The organism is Sphingobacterium cellulitidis, assembly GCF_043187465.1.
GTDB lineage: Bacteria > Bacteroidota > Bacteroidia > Sphingobacteriales > Sphingobacteriaceae > Sphingobacterium > Sphingobacterium cellulitidis.
In genome coordinates this window covers 4,275,729-4,295,844 of the sequence record NZ_CP171136.1, presented here as the reverse complement: position 1 = coordinate 4,295,844, position 20,116 = coordinate 4,275,729, and the positions used below count along the sequence as shown (strand labels likewise).

Genomic DNA, 20,116 nt, shown 5'->3' with positions numbered 1-20,116 from the left:
GGATTTGTTTTTTATTCTGTTGATTTAATCCTCTTCTTCATCGTAAAATTCCATTAATGATGAAATATAAGGATCATCCCAGCCATCTAGAATGTCATCAAATGCTTCATCTGGAATATTGGTCTGTCTAACCTCTAATGATGTGCCTTTTTTATGCTCATGTAATTTGAGGGTTACGATGGAAGGTTCGTCCTGTTCACCAAAGTACCACTCTTGGACAATTTTGGAAAAAGGTTCTAATTCAAGAAATTTTCCCTCAATAGCTCCATCCCACATCGAAAACTCTCCTCCTGGCACTGGATCGATCTCCACGAGGTCCCCAGTCCATAATCTGATGGTAATTTCAGTAGTTAATGCTCTGTATAATTCCTCAGGTGTAGCCGGGATTATGTAATATTTTTTAAAATCTTTCATTCTAATTATTAACTGAAAAAGATAATTCCTGTAAATTTACATAGATTTATTAGTAATATATGAGTAATATTCTTCCGAATTCCTTAATTAAAAAACTTGGAACCAATCCATTCTTTGATCAAGAAGCTTTCAAAGCAGCACATGAAAGCGGAGAAAAACTTACCTCAATCAGGCTAAATCCCCAAAAACCTACCACACTTGATTTTGAGTTAACAAAGCCTGTTCAATGGTGTAACCTAGGATTTTATCTGAAGGAAAGACCTAAGTTTACTTTGGATCCATTGTTTCATGCCGGTTGTTATTATGTGCAAGAAGCATCATCCATGTTTATCGGTCATATATTAAGGCAATTGAAATTGGATCGAAATGAGATTAAAGCTCTTGACCTTTGTGCTGCTCCAGGAGGAAAATCGACTCTACTAAATGCTATGATTAATTCTGATAGTCTGCTTGTTGCTAATGAGATCATTAAAAGTAGGTCTGTTGTGCTTCAAGAAAACCTAATGCGTTGGGGATATCCCAATGTTGTTGTAACCAACAATGATCCTACAGCATTTCGAAGACTGCCAGGATTTTTTGATTTAGTGCTTGTTGATGCTCCTTGTTCTGGCTCTGGTATGTTCAGAAAAGATGAAGATAGCATTGATGAATGGTCAGAAGCTAACGTTAAATTATGTAGTGAACGCCAGCAAAGGATTCTTTCGCAAGTAATGGGGGCTATTGCTACTAATGGGTATTTACTTTATTCTACTTGTTCTTATTCTTCGGAGGAAAATGAGGATATTTTGGATTGGTTGATTGATGAATATGAGTTGGAATCCATAAAAATCCCATTGGAAACGGATTGGGGAATAGAGGAAACTCTTTCTAAGTCTCATAAAGCCGCTGGCTACAGATTTTATCCGCATAAAACTAAAGGAGAAGGATTTTTTATTGCTGTTTTAAAAATGAAACGTATTCAGCCTAGTTTTTCTTTAAAGAAGATAAAACTTGAAAAATCTCCAATTCCAAAAGATGGTTTGAAAGGATGGGTTGAAAATGATCAAGAATTCTCCACATTGCTACATAACGAAAATGTTCACATTTTTCCGAAAGATATGGAGGCGAGTGTGAAAGCGTTGCAACAGGTTCTATACCTTAAAAATGCTGGAACGATGGTTGGGAAATGGTTGGGAAAAGAATTAGTTCCCTCCCATGACTTAGCTTTGAGTATTTATAAGGATAAAAACCTAGCTTCAGTTGAGTTGTCTTTGGAAGATGCTCAGGACTTCTTGAGAAAGGAACAATTGGATATTACCTTATTTGATGGGGTGAAAAAAGGTTGGTGCTTAGTGAATTATAAGAATGTTTCTTTGGGATGGGTGAAGGTCTTGGGAAATAGAATCAATAATTACTACCCTAGGGAAGTGAGAATTGCAAATATGTAGCGTCTATTTGCTTAATTCGGCAATAATTAAATCGCAGATATCTTTTGCGACTTCTTCTTTTGATTTAAGATCAAATGACAAGATCTCTTCTTGTCTATTAATGACCGTAATTTTATTGGTGTCGTGAGCAAATCCAGCGCCTTTGTCCTGCATGGAATTCAAGACTATGAAATCAAGATTTTTCCTTTTTAGTTTATCCTTTGCGTTTTCCAATTCATTATTGGTTTCCAATGCAAAGCCTACTAGTATTTGACCTGATTTCTTTATTGCCCCTAAACTGGCTAAAATATCTGTCGTTTTCTTTAAAGAAATGCTGAAATCTTCTGCCTTTTTCTTAATCTTTTGATCGGCAACTTCAATTGGGGTATAATCCGCAACTGCAGCACTCATTACCGTAATGTCGGCCTCCTGAAATGAATTACTACAGGCAGCATACATTTCCGCTGTCGATTGGACATTCACTCTTTGTACTCCTTCTGGACTCTCAAGTGCGGTTGGTCCGCTGACCAAAGTAACTTCTGCTCCTAATTTTCTCAGTTGCTTAGCAATGGCATAGCCCATTTTTCCACTGGAATGATTTCCGATAAAACGAACTGGATCAATCGCCTCGTAGGTAGGTCCGGCAGAAACTAATGCTTTTTTACCCTTTAGAGGTTGATTAGCTTGTAAATGATCTTCAATAAATTGGAAAATCTCCTCTGGTTCTGCTAATCTGCCTTCTCCCACTAATCCACTCGCCAACTCTCCTTTTCCCGGAGGAATAATCAAATTGCCGTATGATTTTAATAGTTGAATGTTGTTTTTAACAGATGGATGAATCCACATTTCTAAATCCATTGCCGGAGCGATACAAACATCACTTTTTGCCGATAAATAAACGGCTTGTAATAGATTGTCGCAAATGCCTTGGGCGCATTTGGCCAAGGTATTAGCTGTAGCAGGTGCAATTAGAATTAAATCTGCCGACTCGGCAATATGGACATGGTTATTCCATTCCCCAGATTTTTGATCATAATAATCAACATACACGGGGTTATTTGAAAGGGTAGAGAGAGTAAGGGGAGTAATAAATTGAGTGGCTTCCTGGGTCATGATAACTTGAACAGAAGCTTCTGCCTTTCTCAGTAATCTTACCAATGTTGCAATCTTATAAGCGGCGATGCTGCCGCTTATACCAATTACAATATGTTTGTCTCTTAAAGACATGGTAAATATCTTACTCTTGTTCTTTTGAAGGGTTTCTGAAGTATACTTTCTCGTGTAAGAATTCATCAATCGCTACTAATGTAGGTTTTGGCAACCTTTCGTAGTGCTTAGAGATTTCAATTTGTTCACGATTTTCAAACACTTCTTCTAAGTTATCATTGCTGCTAGCAAATTCTGATAACTTTTGATTTAATTCCTCTTTCATATCTACAGCGATTTGATTAGCACGCTTGCTGATTACCACGATTGATTCGTAAAGGTTATCAGTTGTTTGGTCTAACTCTCTTAAATCGCGAGTTACTGTTGAATTTGGAACGGTATTTTTATTCTGATTCATATATAAATAAAAATGGATGTACTAAAGATTATTGTTGATTGTTATTGTTGTTCTCAATTGGAACACCGTTAGATGTTGAAATTCCCAAATCTTCTTCACGTTGCTTTCTAGCTCTCTCATCATTAGCCATGATTTTTAAAGCTGCTGCAATCTTGCGATCTGCACTGCCGCGAAGTCCATTTAGCTCAGAGCTATATTTACTTTCCGGAAAGTGCTCAGTGAAGCTGTCATAATAGTCAATCATTTTATTGAAACGTTCTTCCTGACGATGTGGGTAAGAGTTATCTGCAAATAAATATTGTGATTTTACTAAAAGATATTCAATATCTTCAGCGTGTTTCGTATCCGGATAAACCCGCAATACATTCTCTAATGCAATTACAGCTGCACGATAATCATCTGGTAATCCCATGTTATAGTACAACTTCGCATTGTCAAATGCTTTTTTCTCCAGCTTATCACGTAGATTTTGAATTAAATCACCTGCTTCTTTCGCTCTTTCTGACTCTGGGTACAAGTTTACAAACAATTGCAATTGATCAATTGCTTTACGTGTGTTATCTTGATCCAGATTAGAACGTGGAGAATCTAAATAATAACAATATGCCGACATAAATCTACACTCTTCAGCTCTCTGGCTGTTAGGGTAATTGTCCGCAAAGGTTTTAAAGTGGAAACGAGCAGAGATATAGTCCTTTAATCTATACGCTGAATAGGCAGTATAATAACTAAGATCCTCAGCATCTGCTGTGCCTCGGTATTTCGCTAATAATTCTTGAAATAAAGTTAGAGCCTTGGAGTACTTCTCTTTTTCGTAGTACTTTACAGCCTCCTGATACTTCATTTGTACATTATTGCTTGCACGTAGTTTTTCGAATTTACTCTTGCAACTACCCAAGCCTAATAAAAGAAACAAGCCAACAATTAGGCTAAATACATGATTCTTTAAAAACATCCCACAAAGATACGTGAATTAATACTAATTTTCAATTATTTAATAATACGCGAAAATACTTGATTTCAATAAGGGAATCTTTGAAAACATTAGCTTTTAACAATCTTTAACTTAAAGGCGCTAATTTCATTGTCCATGAAAGGTTTGCTGGAACAAAAACGTTGTTTTCTTAAGTCAAATGAATGTTGAATTAGTTTTGCAGATGTCACAAATAAATAATTATTGACTATATTTACGTTTAAATAATTTATCAGAATTTATAATGACCTTATTTGAGAGAGTAGAGCAAGCATTGGATTCTATCAGACCGTATTTACAGACTGATGGTGGTAACGTTTCTATTGAAGAAATCACTGCAGATAATGTTGTGAAGCTTAAATTGTTGGGGACCTGCGCAAACTGTTCTATGAGTATCATGACTTTTAAAGCTGGTTTAGAACAAGCTATTAAAAAGGCCGTTCCGGAAATTGTTGCCGTCGAAGCAATCAATATTACGGATATGAATGACCCCAATGCAATAACCCCCAACCAATTGTAATAAAATTATTAGATGTAGTTAACACTATTTAACAGCATCTTACGTTTGTTTTTCCCTAGTTTTGTTGGTAGATGAAACTCTTACACCAATTTATCATATTAGCTGTGCTTTTGACAGTCAGCTTGAGCACTTTCGCCCAAGACAAGAAAATCGTACAAGTTTCTGGGTATATCTTGGCGGAAGGTACTGAAATCGCCGTTCCTTATGTTACTATCCGAAATGAAAGTTATGGAAATGATGGATTTGTAGCTAACCATGAAGGATATTTTTCCTTTGTAGCTTACGCTGGTGATGAAATAGCATTTTCTTCAATCGGTTATCGGACTGTCCGAATTACTATTCCTGATGTCAGTGGCGATAAATACACTGCAAGAATAGAATTGACTCCGACTGTTGAAGAACTTCCAATGGTTACAGTAGGACCACCTCTTCCTTGGGCTAGTATTGAGGAGTTTAATATGGAATTCCTAGCATTAAATATTGGCAATGATGATGTGATGACAGCTAAAAGGAATTTATCGCCTCAAGCTTTAGCATCCCTATCTAAGATTGTTCCTAGAAGTGCCGAAGAAATTCAAGCTTATAATAGTTTCCAGAGACATATCAATATGTCGAATAGAGCGATCAACCAAAACATGGCAAATCCTTTATTGAATCCTTTCGCTTGGGGACAGTTGATTAATCAAATAAAAAGAGGAGATTATAGTAGACAACGTCTGAAATACTAATTAGACTCTAATGCTCCACGTTTGTTAATACCCCTGATATTTAAACGTGATGCCATATACGAAACCAAAGTGGATACAACCATTACGGTAACAAAAATCAACACCAAGTCCATATATCGGATATCCACCGGATAAGCATCAAATAATGATCCCTCGCTAGTGGTCACAAATCCAAAATGCTCTTGTAGTAAACAGAAAAATAATCCTATCAACGCTCCAACTAAACTTCCTATCAAAGCAATTAGTATTCCTTGATAAAAGAAGATATTCTGAATTAAATTATTATTAGCTCCTAAACTGTTTAAAACAACCATATCTTGTTTTTTATCTATTACAAGCATGGTTAATGATCCGATAATATTGAATATTGCGATTATGCCAATAATAGTTACGATGAAGAATACAATCCATTTTTCCGATCGCACCGTTTTATATAGGGTAGGGTTTTGTTGCTCTCGGTTTTTTACTAAGTAGTCCTCTCCAACAATTGATTGTATTTCTTTCTGAAGGGCTCTGGAATTGTCGTTTTTACCATATAGCTCAATTGCTGAAATTCCATCATGTTCGTTTAATAGATCCTTCGCAAAATCAATTGGTACTATGATCAGGTCTTCAAAACCGGGTTGGTAACCTAAAATAGCATTCGGCGTGATTACCCTGGTACGAATATCTTCTAATGGGTTGATGTTATTGGGAGAGGCATTTTTATCTGGAATATTTAAGAAAATCTGGTTATCAGTTCCTTGCAGTGGAACTTGAAGATTCGCTTGTACTGTTGTGCCTAAAATAGCATAATTAGTGCTGTCAGTTTTAATTTCCAGATTACCCTCTAATAGAATGTTTTCTTTTTCTAAATGATGCAAACTATTAGGTTCAACCCCTTTTAATCTCCCTATAAATTGTTGTTGGTTGAATTCAGCTAATACCTTATCCTCAAGAACTTCGCTGTAAGACGAAATATCATGAAGAGTCCTTAGCTTGGTAAAGGATTCACTTTTGGTGGAGAATACTTTACCCGATGCTGGTTCTATGCGATATTCCGGAGAGAATGTGCTGTATTGAGAAAGGATGAAACGTTCTAATCCATTGTAGAACGATAATACGATTACTAAAGCAGCTGTACTCACCAAAACACCAATCATACTAATTGAGGAAATGATGTTGATAGCATTTACTGATTTTTTAGAAAACAGATATCGTTTTGCAAAGAATATTGGGAGCTTCATCTTTTATGCTCTAATAAATGGATTCGTTTTTTTCTCTTCTCCAACTGTCGTACTTGGTCCATGCCCAGGATAAACTACTGTTTCCTCAGGGAGTGTATAGATCTTTGTAGCTATGCTATCCAATAATTGCTGATGATTACCACCAGGAAGGTCGGTTCTACCAATACTATTCTTGAATAATACATCACCTCCAATTAGAAAGTTATGTTCCTTGCTATATAGACATAAGTGCGCTGGAGAATGACCTGGAGCCAATATTAAAGATAGTTTTTCATCTCCGATTTCAATAATATCCTCTTCCTTTAAAAAGGTTTCAGGGATAGGAGAAGGCTCATAACGGATTCCCATTTGGGGAGCATAATTCTGCACTTGGATAACAAGAGGGAGTTCTCCTTCATGAAACTGCGGAGTCAAATTATAGGTGTCAGCAACAAATTTATTTCCTAGAACATGGTCAATATGCCCATGGGTGTTTATAAGATAGATTGGTTTTAAACCATTGGACTCAATATATTCTTTAAGATGATTTTCTTCTTGATAATTATGCATCCCGGGATCAACGATAATGCAGTTTTTGTGATCATCATAAATTAAATAAGTGTTTTCCTGATATGGATTAAAAACAAAAGTCTTAATATGTAGCATGTTCAAAAATAGGAAATATTTCTAAGCAAATGGGTATTGCTATTGATTCCAGATTTCCCAGTTTTTTTCTGCTTGAAGAATCAACATTTCGTAACCATTCTTAATCTTAGCACCTTTTTCTTTTCCTTTTTTTAAGAATAATGTTTCTTCTGGGTTGTATATCAGATCATATAATAAATGCTTTTCCGTAATCGCTTCATAAGGAAGGTTGGGGCATTCTTCAGTTTTTGGAAAAGTTCCTAAAGGAGTGCAATTTACCAACAAGGTTGATTCTTGTATTAATTCTGGGCTTAGGTCTTCGTAGGTAATATTCTCAGCAGACTTTGTCCTGCTTACCACTTGATAATCAATCCCCAGTTTCTTTAATGCATAAGCAACAGCCTTTGTGGCTCCGCCATTACCAAATATTAAAGCTTTTTTGTGTTGAGGTGTAAGTAAAGGTTCCAATGATTTTTGGAAACCGAATGCATCAGTATTAAACCCCTTCAAATGGGTCGTTCCATCAACGTTTCTTATCTGAATACAATTGACAGCTTCAATTTCTTTCGCCTCCTCAGACAGCTCTGTTATATACTGCATAACATCCTGTTTATATGGAATAGTCACATTGACTCCATAGAATTCTGGATGGTTTTCATAAAGATTTGGAAAATCTTGAATTGAAGGAAGAGGATATAAGTCATAATCAATGTTCTTAATACCCTCTTTCTCAAATTTTTCTAGATAATATTTTTTGGAAAATGAGTGTCCTAGAGGATAACCAATTAACCCTAATTTTTTCATCTTCCTTCTGAATACTTTTTAATGATATCGACTATTATTTGGTTCCCTTGAAGTTGAGGCAAGTATTCAAATAAAATGTAATGCTTTTCAGGATCAACATTCAATGCTAATTCTAAGAAGCTCAGCGCGTCAGTATATTTACCAGCTGCAAACATATAAGCTACCATTCTATAGTATAGCGTAGCCTCATCTGGATTACATTTTATCGCTTCAGAAATTACTTCAATAGCTTCAGTTACTCTCGTTTGTTCGAAAAGTAAAGAAGAATAATCTAACCAAGCTTCAGCATCAGTTGGATTCAGTTCAACCACCTTGGCATATGCTTCGATGGATTGGTCGAATTGCTTTAATTTATATCTTGCATCTGCAATGGCAAACCAATAATCTGGATTTTCGTCGTCGATTTCCAGAGCTTTTTTATAGAAATGTAAAGATTCAAAGTAGCGTTCTTCAAAATCAAGTGTTACTCCAATTCCAAACCATGCGTCACTTTGATTGCTGTCAAGTTTTACAGCTTTTTTATAATACTGTCTTGCTTCATCCATGAGTTCCAATTTCTCATAACATTCACCGATTGCACAGTAAGTGTCAGCGTTTGGCGTTTCATGTTCAAAAGTCTGTTTATAAACTTCGATAGCTTCCGAATAGCGATCAAGATTTACCAAAGCATTTCCTTTGTTGAAATAGGCAGAGGAAAAGTTTTCATTGATCAAGATTGCATAATCATAAGCATCTATTGCTGCTGGGAAATCCCCCAGTTTATGATATGCATTTCCTAGATTATACCAAGCTGCGTATGAATATGGATCAGTGTCAATATATTGCAGGTAGAATTGAATACTTTCTTCCTGTTGTTCCATGACATCATAGCAGAATGCAATTTCGTATAGCGCATCTTGATTATCTTTATTTGCTTTAAGACTTTTTTTCAAGAATGCGATTGCCTTTTCGTAGGATCCTTGCATTTGATATAAACCTGCAATTTGATAATAGACTTCATCTTTTGCATCGCTTAATTCAAGCGCCTTAAAGAAATTTTCTTCAGCAAGGGTATGTTCTTGCAATGAAGATAGGATAGTTCCTTTGATTAGGTAAATGTCGCCTTCCGAAGGTTCCAAAAGTTCGGCCTTGCTAAGAGCTTCTAAAGCAGGTTCATACTGAAGTGTACTTGCTAATAGTTGCGCTTTTTTAATTAAGAACAAGGTTTCGAACGGATGTTGGGCGGACGCGAATTCAATTACTTGTAAAGCTTTGACTGAATCGTTTTTAGTAATATAATAGTCTATGATACTCTCGAAAGCTTTTGCGTCAAAAAAGTACTGGTCTTCGTTTCGAAGCATTTCCTCGTAGCGATCCACTGAGAATTTTTGTTCCTCAGGGGTTCCAAATTCAAAATCTTCTTCCATTATACTCCTCTTTTAAATTTTATCGTACTCTCCAATTCCTAAATGAAAATACTATTTTTTGAACATCTGAATATGTAATTGTTTTCAACATATTCACAATTTTAGACTACCTAATTATCCAAAGGTAAAGTTTAATAAGTAATTACATTGTAAATACTTGATTAAAACAGCAAAAAGCCAGCTTATTCAGCTGGCTTTCTTTATTTTAAATTGTTATTAACTAACAATTATTTTTTGATTTCAACACGACGGTTTTGAACACGACCTTCTTCAGTATCGTTAGAAGCAACTGGGTTAGCTTCTCCGTATCCTGTAGCGTTGATGCTTGATGCAGATACACCAGCGTTAACTAGGTATTGTTTAACTGCATTAGCACGGTCTTTAGATAAGTTCATGTTGTAAGCTTCAGTACCTTCAGCAGATGCATAACCATCTAAAGTAACTGATGCATTGTTATCTTTCAATTCTTTAGCTAATTTATCTAAAGTAGAGTAAGATTCAGTTTTCAATACTGAGCTATCAAATTCGAATTGAATTGGAGCGTAGTATCCTGAAGTAGTACCTTCAGTAAGTTGTTGCTCTGGGAATTTGATAGGACATCCTGAACCATCAACTACTGTACCAGCAGGAGTTCCTGGACATTTATCAAATTTATCAGATACACCGTCACCGTCTGAATCTTTGCTTAATTGATCAACAGTACCTTCTAATGCAGATACGCGTTGTTTCAATGCTTCAACTTCGTTACGTAATGAAGGGTCTTTCAACTCATCATATAATGTAGCAACTGGGTTTGTGAATGTTAAGCTTTCTTTATCACGAGAACCTAAAGTGAACTCTAAACCACCGTATACGTTAGAGAATTTTTGTTTTCCGTCGTAACGAACTGGTCCGTATAATAAGTTATCATCAGTGAAGTTCATTGTGTAACCTAAGTTCAAGGCAACAACTTCAGATAATTTAAATTTAACACCAACACCAACTGGTACGAATCCAGTTAAACGGTTGTCACGGTCACCAACTTTTTCACGGTCACCGAAGATTTCTTCACCCCATTGACCTTTGTTGTTGTAAACTTCGTTACCAGTGAAATCGTTGTTAGCGAATTGAACAGGGTTATGAGCCATAACACCTAAACCTACTTTAGCGTAGAAGTTAACAGCGTTTTCTCTTCTCATGAAGTCGATAGTACCTAATTGGAATACACCATTTAAGCTAGCTGCCCAGTTAACTGAAGTTTCAGCAGATCTTGCACCTAAACTGTTCTCAGGGTTAGTAACTAAGTCATGGTTGTAAGTTTTGATACGACCACGGTTACCTTCTAATTCTAAACCGAAAAGGTGAGAGAATTGTTTACGGATAGTTAATCCATAATATTCACCAACTTTGTTTTGGAAATATCCAACTTTTTGTCCGAAACCGTTTTGGCCACCTAAGATAGTGTTAGGAGTAGTGATACCACCTTGAACACCAATTGACCAAGTTCTGTATTGTGATCTACCACCAAATACAGTTGGGGTTTGTGCTTGAGCAGTTTCTGCGAAACCTAAAGCGGCTACTAAAGAAGCTGCAACAGCTGTTTTTTTAATTGTAGAATAGTTCATACTCTTTTTTTTAAGGTTATTAAAATTTTTAATTGTTTCTAGTTGTTAATCAATTTAACATAACTTAACAATAACGATGCCAAAAAATGTTAAATTGGAAAATGTACGTTGAAGATGTTTATCTTTGGTACTTTTGCCGCGTAAAAATACTTATTAACATTAAATAACACAAATATTTTATTAAAACTTTATTATTTGTCAATAAATAAGTGCATTATAGCCATGCTCTGTATGATTTTTACTACAAAATATAATGAATAATAGCTAAAGTTAATCCTCCTAACAATGCACTAACTGGGATTGTTAATATCCAAGCCCATAATAAACTAATGGTCACTCCCCAACGAACCGCAGAAACCCTTTTTACAATTCCTACCCCGATAATCGATCCAGTGATGGTATGAGTAGTTGAAACTGGAATACCAAAATGTTCTGTAATCCCTAAGGTAATGGCACCTGCCGTTTCGGCACTTACACCTTCCAATGGGGTTACCTTAGTGATTTTGGTTCCCATTGTTTTTACTATTTTCCAACCCCCACTCATAGTACCTGCTGCAATAGCAAAGTAACAAGCTAATGGAACCCATTCTGGCATCTCTTCAAAACTACCAATTACTCCTTGTGCGATTAATGCTGTGGCAATAATACCCATAACCTTCTGCGCGTCGTTACCTCCGTGAGCAAAACTTAATCCTGCTGATGAAACTAATTGTAGAATCTTAAACCATTTCTCTGCAACTGCAGGTCTTGCCTTTTTACAGATGTTAATAATGATCAAAGTAATGATAATTGATATTGTCATACCTACTAATGGAGCCAGAACGATAAAAGAAACAATCTTTAAAGTCGCGCTTAAGTTGATTGCTTCCATAGGATTTGCCCCTAAAAAAAGAGCGTATGCCATTCCTGATCCTGCAAATCCACCAATTAAGGTATGGCTGGAGCTGGATGGAATACCATAATACCAGGTAAATAAGTTCCAGGCAATAGCTGCAACTAAACCTGCAAAAATGACCTCGAGGGTGATATATTCTTCTATGACCGTTTTTGCGATAGTATTAGCAACCTTATGGTCAGTGAAAACAAAATAAGCAACGAAGTTAAACAAGGCTGCCCATAGCACTGCCATAAAGGGGGTCAATACTTTGGTCGAAACGATGGTCGCAATGGAATTGGCTGCATCATGGAATCCATTGATATAATCAAAGGCAATAGCCAAGACGATTACGACAATTAATAATGTGGTTATAGCCATAATATAATATTGTTGTGAATCTTATTAAAAAATTAAGCGTTCTTCACAAGAATACTCTCTAATACATTGGCAACATCCTCACATTTATCCGTTGCGTCTTCCATTGCAGATAAAACTTCTTTGTTCTTGATTAGGTTGATGGCATCCTTTTCATATTCAAACAATTCCGCAACGGCTTTGTCAAAAATATAATCTGCTTTGTTTTCAACACTATTGATGCGTACACAAGAATCAGTAATGTTTCTGATGTTTTTTAAATCTTTAAGCTCGAACAATGCTTTTGCAACATGTTCAGTAGCCTCTAAGATTAAACTTGAAATCTCTTTCATCGCTTCACTAGGCTCTGTAACCTTGTAAAGTTCCATTCTGTTGGATGCACCATGAATAAAATCAGCAACATCATCCAAAGAACTCGCCAAAGCGTGGATATCCTCTCTATCAAATGGGGTGATGAAGTTTTTTCCTAATTCTAAATGGATTTGGTGGGTAAGATTATCTCCTTTGTGTTCCAGGTCTTCCAATAATTTGGAATTATCCTTTCTAAGTTGAAGATCATTAGTATGAACGCTTTCTTTTAGAAGCTTAGCCATATCAATTAAGTTTGATCCAGCTTGTTCAAATAATGGGAAAAATTTCTTGTCCTTTGGGACAAAGTATTGAAAAATGCTATTTAAAGACATAACTCTTATTTTAAGTAGCGCAAAAATATGCACTTAATGTTAAGTTAATGTTAAGTTTTAATAAATCACTGAAATTAAGCTTTCTCCAATGTAAAAGAAAAGGTCGTCCCTATCCCCTCTGTACTACGAACATGTACATTTTGCTGATGCGCTTCAATAATATGTTTTACAATAGCAAGACCTAAGCCTGAACCTCCAATTTCCCTTGATCTACTCTTATCCGTCCTGAAAAAACGTTCAAATACCCGTGGAAGATTCTTTTCCTCAATTCCTTGTCCATTGTCAGTGATTTCAATAAGTATTTGATCTATTAATAAGTGAACCTTGATAATTGTTTTACCGCCTTTCTTCCCATACTTAATAGAGTTATCAATTAGATTCACTAAAACCTGTTGAATTTTCTTTCGGTCAGCAATGACTTGGATAGGATTATTCCCTTTCGTATTGAAAATTAAATTGATATTATTTTCATTGGCCTTATATTCCAAATCATCAATTGCTTCACGAATGAGCGCAACAATATCAAATTTCTCTTTCAGAATGGGAACTTCCCCTGATTCCAATTTTGCAATCTCATCAAGGTCATGGATTAAATAGCTTAATCGGTCTAGGTTTCTGGCTGCTTTATTTAAAAACTTTTCCGCCATCTCCGGATTATCTTCAATCATACCATCCTGTAGGGTTTCAATATAACCTTGGATGGCAAATAACGGAGTCTTAAATTCGTGGGAAATATTGGAAAGAAATTCTTTGCGGAACTTTTCTTGTGCTTTAAGTTGATTGATTTCTATTGTTTTTTGTTTCGCCCAGTCACGAACCTCTTTTTCAGCATCGCCAATAGGATCTTCAGATTTGTGATCCCCCAAGGCATCTTTAAGCTCTTTTCCAAGTTTAAGATTGTGGATTAATTTGTATACAGATTTTATTCTTTCGTATACAAATTTTTGAAAAACATAGTTTAGGAGACTAAACGAAAGGACAAAACTTAGGATTAGGATAAATGAAAAGGTAGGGATGTCACGCTCGTAATAGTAGTTCATCCCTGATAACGTCAGTGAGAAAACGAAACTTATTACGAGGATTAGTGTACGAAAGTTCATGGCATACCTTGTATAAGTTGAAATGTTTCTAAAGGTTTAAAAACGTGCAATAATAGTTTTTCCACCTGTAACCTTATCACCTATATTCACATTGATTTTTGCATCAAGTGGTAAGAATAAATCCACCCTTGATCCAAATTTAATAAATCCAAACTCTTCACCTTGTTGCACATCCTGGCCTTCTTTCACATACCAAACAATTCTTCTGGCCATTGCACCAGCGATTTGACGAAATAAAACTTCAACGCCAGATTTGTTCTTTACAACAACAGTTGTTCTTTCATTATCTGTCGAAGATTTTGGATGCCAGGCAACTAAAAATTTTCCAGGATGATATTTGAAAAATGTAACAATGCCAGAAATAGGATTTCTATTCACATGCACATTGACCGGCGACATAAAAATTGAAACCTGAATCCTACGGTCTTTCAAATATTCAGTTTCTTCGGTTTCTTCAATAACAACCACTTTTCCATCAGCAGGACATAAGATTACCCCTTCATCCAATTGTATGGTTTTCTTAGGGCTTCTGAAAAATTGAATAATCGTAATTAATAAAAATGCCGAAGCGATATAGATAATCCATTTTACTATTGGTCCAGCATTATAATAATGCGCAATCGCATTTATGATAAAAATAAATAAGACTACTATCGCTAAACTGGTATAACCTTCTTTGTGAAATTTCATAATGGAATATTTGTGCAAATATAATTATTCTTACTAAATGTCCTATTGTTCGTTTTTCCGACTTATTTTCAAGCTATGGAAGATTAATTTTCCTTCTGCATTACTATTGACCTTTCCATTTACAGTAACCTCATCCTGAATGTATTCAGCATTTACAAAGGATGGAATATAGCGTTCCACCCCTTTTAATACCAAGCCAAAGGTTCTGCTTAATTCATAGGGAAGATCCTTGGTAACATGCAATTTCGAAGGATTTCCATCTTTGCTTACCTGCACCGTATATTCAAATTCCTGCTCAAAAGGAGCAACCGTCTCAAATGATTCGAATGAATTTGTTAAATAATCCGATAAATAAGCGTTGTAACCAGCTATTTCATCATAATTACATCCTTTTGAAATGAATTTCTCCGCTCTAAAGAAGTTTTCTATTGGTAAAATGCTAAAAACTGGAGATTGATATTCATAATCATTGATCAAATCATAACCAGACTTAAATATGCCTCTATAATAAACCTCTTCCGCCACTAAATCCCTTACCTTATCAGCCTCATAGTAAATTTGCCAAACCCCATCAGGTACACCATCCTTTAACTGACCCTTTTGTTTTACAAATGGAAATCCATAGGGGTTGTAACCTTGGAATGGAACTTTAAAATCAAACCTTCCATTGCCATTTTCAACCAACTTTCGCCCCCTGGTATCAATAAATTCCATTACTTTAATATAATCTGTACCAAAATCCACTAACATCATCAGTTGGCCATCAGGATAATAATATCGCCATTCTCCCTGCGGTTTATTATCAACAAAAGTTGATTCCCATTTTAATGAACGGTTTGGATGATAAGCCTTGAAAATCCCTGATTTCTTCCCGTCAATATAATTACCTTCCAAAATTGGATGTCCATTCAAATCAAAATCGGTGAATGAACCAATAAATTTACTGCTAGAAGCATCAAAACTAGCTACTCGCTCGATACTCTTGTATTCACAGTTTTTATCAACCAAGTAATAATTGCTGTCAAAATAGAATCTGACCAAGTCATTTCCAGTATTTTCAAAATAAACAGGCTTTGATTCTTGAGCCGATCCATTCAAAAATGTAATACAAATAATTATTATACTGAAAACTAATCTCATCGCTTATTAATGGGCTTCTAACCAATTTTTACCTTCTCCAATTTCTATTTCAATTGGAACTTGAAGTTCAATCGCATTTTTCATCCTGTTTTCAATGATCGATTTGAATATATCGATTTCATGATTTGGAACATCGAAAACAAGTTCATCATGCACCTGCATGATCATTTTGCCTTCCAATCCCTTTTCATCGATATCCTTTTGGATATTGATCATCGCAATTTTTATTAAATCCGCCGCTGAACCTTGAATCGGAGCATTGATGGCATTTCGCTCTGCGAATCCTCTAACCGTCATATTTGCCGAGTTAATATCTCGCAAATAACGTCTACGTTTTAAGATTGTCTCCACATAGCCGTGTTCTTTCGCAAACTCAATCACCTCGCCCATGTATTTCCGAATTCCGGTATACTGACTAAAATATTGGTCAATAATCTCTGCAGCTTCTTTTCTACTGATTCCAAGGTTTTGAGATAGTCCAAATGCCGATTGACCATAAATAATCCCGAAGTTTACCGCTTTGGCATTTCTCCTCATGTCCGAATTAACCTCATCCAACGATACTCCATAAACACGAGCTGCTGTAGCACGGTGAATATCCAAGCCTTGTTTGAAAGCCTCCAACATATTTACGTCTTGACTCAATTCAGCCATTATTCTTAACTCAATCTGTGAATAATCGGCAGATAACAAGGTCCAGTTTTCATTTCTACTGATGAATGCTTTTCTCACCCCTCGACCTCTTTCAGTACGGATAGGAATATTTTGAAGATTCGGATTGGTAGAGCTTAAACGCCCTGTAGCAGCCACAGCCTGATTATAAGAGGTATGGATTAATCCAGTATTGGGATTAATCAAAGTTGGAAGTGAATCCACATAAGTGGACTTTAATTTCTGCAACTGCCTAAAATCCAAAATATCTTGAACGATATCCGATTTGTTGGCCAATGCCAATAACACATCCTCGCCAGTCTTGTACTGACCGGTTTTTGTCTTTTTAGCTTTCGGATCCAGTTGGAGCTTATCGAATAATACTTCCCCAAGTTGTTTGGGAGAGGCAATATTAAAGGTAACTCCTGCCTTCTCATATATCTGCTGCTCTAATTTTTTGACATCCTTTTCAATTTCTATCGAATATTGCTTTAAGGAATCAACATCTATCTTAACTCCATTTCTTTCCACTTCCGCCAAAACCTTTAACAAAGGAAACTCAACGGTTTGAGCCAATTGAAGAGTAGATGTTTCTTCCAGTAGTGGAGCAAATTTATTTTTTAATTGAAGGGTAATGTCCGCATCTTCAGAAGCATATTCTTTCACCAACTCAACATCAACATCGCGCATGTTGCCTTGGTTTTTACCTTTAGCACCAATTAACTCGGTGATAGAAACTGGAGTGTAATTTAAATAGGTCTCCGAAAGGTAATCCATATTATGGCGAGTGTCCGGGTCTATCAGGTAATGTGCTAGCATGGTGTCGAAAAACTCACCCTTCACATCAACATTATACCTGGATAAAAGTAAAATATCGTATTTTAAATTCTGACCAATTTTAGAAATGCTTTCATTTTCTAAAATTCCCTTGAAAATATCTACTGTCTTTTGTGCTTCAGTTGGATCCGCACTAACTGGGATATAATAGGCCTCATAATCTTTTATTGCAAAGGATAAACCAACTAATTCCGCTTGAAGCGCATCCAAACCTGTGGTCTCCGTATCAAAACAGAAAGATTTTTCCTTCTCAAGAATTTTGACGAAATCTCTTTGCTTTTCTTCTGTATCCAGTAAAATATAATGGTGAGTAGTGTTCTGAATATTAGTAAAAGACTGTGGTTCTATGCTTTCAGAATTTCCATTGTTTCTAGAAGCATCTATATTTGCATCATTGTGTATAGAAAACAAATCCATTTGAGCAGATTTTGGATTTCCGGTATCTGCCATGCTGAATTCATCCCCAAATACTCGCTTTCCCAAGGTTCTGAATTCAAGCTCCACAAACAAAGGCTCCAAGGCATCTTTGTTAGGTTTTTCTAATTCCAATGATTTCTCATCAAACTCAACCGGTACATCCAATAAAATTGTGGCCAATTTTTTGGAGATTAACCCTTGCTCAGCATGATTTTCAACATTTTCCTTGAGTTTTCCTTTTAGTTTATCTGTATTTTGTATCAGGTTTTCAATTGAACCAAACTCTTGAATCAATTTTTTAGCTGTTTTCTCACCAATCCCTGGTATTCCAGGAATGTTATCTACAGCATCGCCCCATAGACCAAGAATATCGATTACCTCATGTACATTATTGATTTCCCATTTTTCCAAAATCTCAGGAACGCCCAATGTTTCAGCGCCATTTCCCATTCTGGCAGGTTTATAAATAAAGATATTTTCGGAAACCAGCTGTCCAAAATCTTTATCCGGGGTCATACAATATACCGTATAATCCATCTTTTCACCTTTTTTAGCTAGGGTACCAATGATATCATCTGCCTCATAGCCGTCCATGGTAATAATAGGAATATTAAAACCTTCGATTAATCTATATATATAAGGTATGGAAGCGGCTAGATCCTCCGGCATTTTCTCGCGTTGAGCTTTATAGGCTTCAAATTCCAAATGTCGGTTGGTTGGGGCAGCAGTGTCAAATACTACAGCGATATGTGTGGGCTTTTGATTGTTTAATACCTCTAGCAGGGTATTGGTAAAACCCATAATTGCTCCTGTATTCAGTCCATATGAAGTAATTCGTGGCGTTTTACTCAATGCAAAGTATGCACGATATATCAAGGCCATCCCGTCTAAAAGAAATAACTTTTTCAAATTCTTTGTTTTTTTATAGCTGTAAAACAAAGTTAACAAAATCAAATAGACCTAAAGATTAATTATTTTTTTCCATTTTTGCGGGTATTGCTTGTATTTTTAAAAAATATGAAAAACTGATATGCGCGGACTTGTAACGAAATCTACTGGTAGTTGGTACCAAGTTTTGGCCGAAAGTGGTGAAAGATTGGAATGTAGGATAAAAGGTAAATTCAGAACTCAAGGTATTAAAACAACTAACCCTATTGCCGTAGGAGATTGGGTGGAATTCGAAATTGAACAAGGCCTACAAAGCGCTGTCATTACAAAGCTGGAACCTAGAAAAAATTATATCATTCGACGTTCCGTCAACCTTTCTAAACAGACCCAGATTATTGGGGCTAACCTGGACCTCGCCATGCTGGTGGTGACATTGGCATCCCCACCGACTTCAACTGGTTTTATTGATCGGTTTTTGGTTACTGCCGAAGCATATGGTATACCGGCAGCACTGGTTTTCAATAAACTCGATTTATTCTCTGAAGAAGGCTTGGAAATATTAGCTGAGTACATTGCCATCTACAAAGATCTGGGATACCCTTGTTACACCGTGTCTGCATTGGAAAAAGAAAATATTGATGACTTGAATGAGGTATTGAAAGATAAGATAACTTTAATTTCAGGACATTCAGGGGTCGGTAAATCCACCCTAATCAATGCTATTATTCCGGGTTCCGATCTAAAAACCGGAAATATCTCGGATTGGTCGGATAAAGGAAAGCATACCACCACCTTTGCGGAAATGATTGATTTGCCCTTTGGAGGAAAATTGATAGATACACCAGGAATTCGGGAATTGGGGATTGTGGATATTGAACCGCAAGAACTTTCCCACTATTTTCCAGAAATGAGAAACCTCCTCAATCAATGTAGGTTTCACAACTGTAGACATATCAATGAGCCGGGATGTGCGGTGCTCGAAGCATTGGAAAACGGTGAAATTGAACCCTCTCGTTACGATAGTTATTTGAGTATCTATAACAATGAAAATAACAGGAATTAATAATTCAAGTTTCTTGTACTAAATTCAAGAGAATATTTTCCTTTATTTTACCTAATTTAATTTCAATAAAATTTTCTTGGACAAATAAACATATTGGCTGAATTGTTGTTAGACAATAACACAAGC

19 protein-coding genes are annotated in these 20,116 nt (G+C 36.0%); 4 read left to right on the top strand and 15 right to left on the bottom strand.

The window, feature by feature from the left end; all coding sequences use genetic code 11:
* Positions 1 to 24: 24 nt before the first annotated feature.
* Complete coding sequence (locus ACF3OC_RS18695; RefSeq protein WP_094257470.1) at positions 25 to 414, bottom strand: SRPBCC domain-containing protein; 390 nt, start codon at positions 412 to 414, stop codon at positions 25 to 27.
* A 59-nt stretch (positions 415 to 473) separates the two neighbouring features.
* Between ACF3OC_RS18695 and ACF3OC_RS18690 the strand changes: the two genes are divergently transcribed.
* On the top strand, positions 474 to 1,841 hold the full coding sequence (locus ACF3OC_RS18690; protein WP_392470433.1) for an RNA methyltransferase: 1,368 nt from the start codon (positions 474 to 476) through the stop codon (positions 1,839 to 1,841).
* 3 nt (positions 1,842 to 1,844) lie between these two features.
* Here ACF3OC_RS18690 and coaBC read toward each other — a convergent pair whose 3' ends face one another.
* The 3 genes from coaBC to ACF3OC_RS18675 are packed head-to-tail and all read right to left on the bottom strand — an operon-like array spanning position 1,845 to position 4,339.
* A complete protein-coding gene (coaBC, locus tag ACF3OC_RS18685) occupies positions 1,845 to 3,047 on the bottom strand; it encodes a bifunctional phosphopantothenoylcysteine decarboxylase/phosphopantothenate--cysteine ligase CoaBC (protein WP_392470432.1) in 1,203 nt (400 codons plus the stop codon).
* Between the two features lie 10 nt (positions 3,048 to 3,057).
* Positions 3,058 to 3,384 carry a DNA-directed RNA polymerase subunit omega gene (locus ACF3OC_RS18680; RefSeq protein ID WP_094257467.1) on the bottom strand — a complete coding sequence of 109 codons (327 nt, stop codon included), beginning with the start codon at positions 3,382 to 3,384 and terminating at the stop codon, positions 3,058 to 3,060.
* Positions 3,385 to 3,412: 28 nt separating this feature from the next.
* Entirely contained in the window at positions 3,413 to 4,339 is a 927-nt protein-coding gene (locus tag ACF3OC_RS18675) for an outer membrane protein assembly factor BamD (RefSeq protein WP_392470430.1), read from the bottom strand.
* A gap of 262 nt (positions 4,340 to 4,601) precedes the next feature.
* Here ACF3OC_RS18675 and ACF3OC_RS18670 point away from each other — a divergent pair, with 262 nt between their 5' ends.
* Positions 4,602 to 4,877, top strand: a complete 276-nt coding sequence (locus tag ACF3OC_RS18670) for a NifU family protein (protein ID WP_094257465.1) — start codon at positions 4,602 to 4,604, stop codon at positions 4,875 to 4,877.
* Between the two features lie 71 nt (positions 4,878 to 4,948).
* Positions 4,949 to 5,605: a carboxypeptidase-like regulatory domain-containing protein gene (locus tag ACF3OC_RS18665; protein ID WP_182499698.1), complete on the top strand. Its 657-nt coding sequence runs from the start codon at positions 4,949 to 4,951 to the stop codon at positions 5,603 to 5,605.
* Here the strand turns inward: ACF3OC_RS18665 and ACF3OC_RS18660 are convergent.
* From ACF3OC_RS18660 to polA, 11 genes are all read right to left on the bottom strand, one after another.
* Positions 5,602 to 6,831 (bottom strand): ABC transporter permease, encoded by a 1,230-nt coding sequence (locus ACF3OC_RS18660; RefSeq protein ID WP_392470429.1) that lies wholly within the window; start codon positions 6,829 to 6,831, stop codon positions 5,602 to 5,604. The genes ACF3OC_RS18665 and ACF3OC_RS18660 overlap by 4 nt on opposite strands.
* 3 nt (positions 6,832 to 6,834) lie before the next feature.
* Positions 6,835 to 7,476 (bottom strand): MBL fold metallo-hydrolase, encoded by a 642-nt coding sequence (locus ACF3OC_RS18655; protein ID WP_392470427.1) that lies wholly within the window; start codon positions 7,474 to 7,476, stop codon positions 6,835 to 6,837.
* A 39-nt stretch (positions 7,477 to 7,515) separates the two neighbouring features.
* Positions 7,516 to 8,259, bottom strand: coding sequence for a shikimate dehydrogenase (locus tag ACF3OC_RS18650; protein ID WP_094257461.1), 744 nt, complete (start codon positions 8,257 to 8,259; stop codon positions 7,516 to 7,518).
* Positions 8,256 to 9,665: a tetratricopeptide repeat protein gene (locus ACF3OC_RS18645; protein WP_392470425.1), complete on the bottom strand. Its 1,410-nt coding sequence runs from the start codon at positions 9,663 to 9,665 to the stop codon at positions 8,256 to 8,258. The genes ACF3OC_RS18650 and ACF3OC_RS18645 overlap by 4 nt, the downstream gene beginning before the upstream one ends.
* A 227-nt stretch (positions 9,666 to 9,892) precedes the next feature.
* Entirely contained in the window at positions 9,893 to 11,269 is a 1,377-nt protein-coding gene (locus ACF3OC_RS18640; RefSeq protein WP_094257459.1) for an OmpA family protein, read from the bottom strand.
* A gap of 241 nt (positions 11,270 to 11,510) precedes the next feature.
* Positions 11,511 to 12,524, bottom strand: a complete 1,014-nt coding sequence (locus ACF3OC_RS18635) for an anion permease (protein WP_392470423.1) — start codon at positions 12,522 to 12,524, stop codon at positions 11,511 to 11,513.
* A gap of 32 nt (positions 12,525 to 12,556) precedes the next feature.
* Entirely contained in the window at positions 12,557 to 13,204 is a 648-nt protein-coding gene (locus ACF3OC_RS18630; protein ID WP_182499701.1) for a DUF47 domain-containing protein, read from the bottom strand.
* A gap of 74 nt (positions 13,205 to 13,278) precedes the next feature.
* Complete coding sequence (locus ACF3OC_RS18625; protein ID WP_392470421.1) at positions 13,279 to 14,304, bottom strand: sensor histidine kinase; 1,026 nt, start codon at positions 14,302 to 14,304, stop codon at positions 13,279 to 13,281.
* Positions 14,305 to 14,340: 36 nt separating this feature from the next.
* Complete coding sequence (locus ACF3OC_RS18620; RefSeq protein ID WP_094257455.1) at positions 14,341 to 14,994, bottom strand: phosphatidylserine decarboxylase family protein; 654 nt, start codon at positions 14,992 to 14,994, stop codon at positions 14,341 to 14,343.
* Between the two features lie 42 nt (positions 14,995 to 15,036).
* The gene (locus tag ACF3OC_RS18615; protein ID WP_392470419.1) at positions 15,037 to 16,134 is read right to left on the bottom strand and encodes a toxin-antitoxin system YwqK family antitoxin; all 1,098 of its coding nucleotides are present in this window, start codon (positions 16,132 to 16,134) and stop codon (positions 15,037 to 15,039) included.
* Positions 16,135 to 16,140: 6 nt separating this feature from the next.
* Positions 16,141 to 18,948, bottom strand: a complete 2,808-nt coding sequence (polA, locus tag ACF3OC_RS18610) for a DNA polymerase I (RefSeq protein WP_392470417.1) — start codon at positions 18,946 to 18,948, stop codon at positions 16,141 to 16,143.
* Between the two features lie 121 nt (positions 18,949 to 19,069).
* On the opposite strand from polA, the gene rsgA reads away from it, so the two are divergent.
* The gene (rsgA, locus tag ACF3OC_RS18605; RefSeq protein ID WP_094257453.1) at positions 19,070 to 19,990 is read left to right on the top strand and encodes a ribosome small subunit-dependent GTPase A; all 921 of its coding nucleotides are present in this window, start codon (positions 19,070 to 19,072) and stop codon (positions 19,988 to 19,990) included.
* Positions 19,991 to 20,116 lie beyond the last annotated feature (126 nt).

Coding starts and splice junctions, on each gene's coding strand:
- ACF3OC_RS18650 (WP_094257461.1), bottom strand. CDS start 8,259: ATGAAAAAATTAGGGTTAATTGGTTATCCTCTAGGACACTCATTTTCC.
- ACF3OC_RS18660 (WP_392470429.1), bottom strand. CDS start 6,831: ATGAAGCTCCCAATATTCTTTGCAAAACGATATCTGTTTTCTAAAAAA.
- ACF3OC_RS18655 (WP_392470427.1), bottom strand. CDS start 7,476: ATGCTACATATTAAGACTTTTGTTTTTAATCCATATCAGGAAAACACT.
- ACF3OC_RS18640 (WP_094257459.1), bottom strand. CDS start 11,269: ATGAACTATTCTACAATTAAAAAAACAGCTGTTGCAGCTTCTTTAGTA.
- ACF3OC_RS18625 (WP_392470421.1), bottom strand. CDS start 14,304: ATGAACTTTCGTACACTAATCCTCGTAATAAGTTTCGTTTTCTCACTG.
- ACF3OC_RS18690 (WP_392470433.1), top strand. CDS start 474: ATGAGTAATATTCTTCCGAATTCCTTAATTAAAAAACTTGGAACCAAT.
- ACF3OC_RS18620 (WP_094257455.1), bottom strand. CDS start 14,994: ATGAAATTTCACAAAGAAGGTTATACCAGTTTAGCGATAGTAGTCTTA.
- ACF3OC_RS18695 (WP_094257470.1), bottom strand. CDS start 414: ATGAAAGATTTTAAAAAATATTACATAATCCCGGCTACACCTGAGGAA.
- ACF3OC_RS18645 (WP_392470425.1), bottom strand. CDS start 9,665: ATGGAAGAAGATTTTGAATTTGGAACCCCTGAGGAACAAAAATTCTCA.
- ACF3OC_RS18670 (WP_094257465.1), top strand. CDS start 4,602: ATGACCTTATTTGAGAGAGTAGAGCAAGCATTGGATTCTATCAGACCG.
- ACF3OC_RS18615 (WP_392470419.1), bottom strand. CDS start 16,134: ATGAGATTAGTTTTCAGTATAATAATTATTTGTATTACATTTTTGAAT.
- ACF3OC_RS18665 (WP_182499698.1), top strand. CDS start 4,949: ATGAAACTCTTACACCAATTTATCATATTAGCTGTGCTTTTGACAGTC.
- ACF3OC_RS18675 (WP_392470430.1), bottom strand. CDS start 4,339: ATGTTTTTAAAGAATCATGTATTTAGCCTAATTGTTGGCTTGTTTCTT.
- coaBC (WP_392470432.1), bottom strand. CDS start 3,047: ATGTCTTTAAGAGACAAACATATTGTAATTGGTATAAGCGGCAGCATC.
- ACF3OC_RS18630 (WP_182499701.1), bottom strand. CDS start 13,204: ATGTCTTTAAATAGCATTTTTCAATACTTTGTCCCAAAGGACAAGAAA.
- rsgA (WP_094257453.1), top strand. CDS start 19,070: ATGCGCGGACTTGTAACGAAATCTACTGGTAGTTGGTACCAAGTTTTG.
- ACF3OC_RS18680 (WP_094257467.1), bottom strand. CDS start 3,384: ATGAATCAGAATAAAAATACCGTTCCAAATTCAACAGTAACTCGCGAT.
- ACF3OC_RS18635 (WP_392470423.1), bottom strand. CDS start 12,524: ATGGCTATAACCACATTATTAATTGTCGTAATCGTCTTGGCTATTGCC.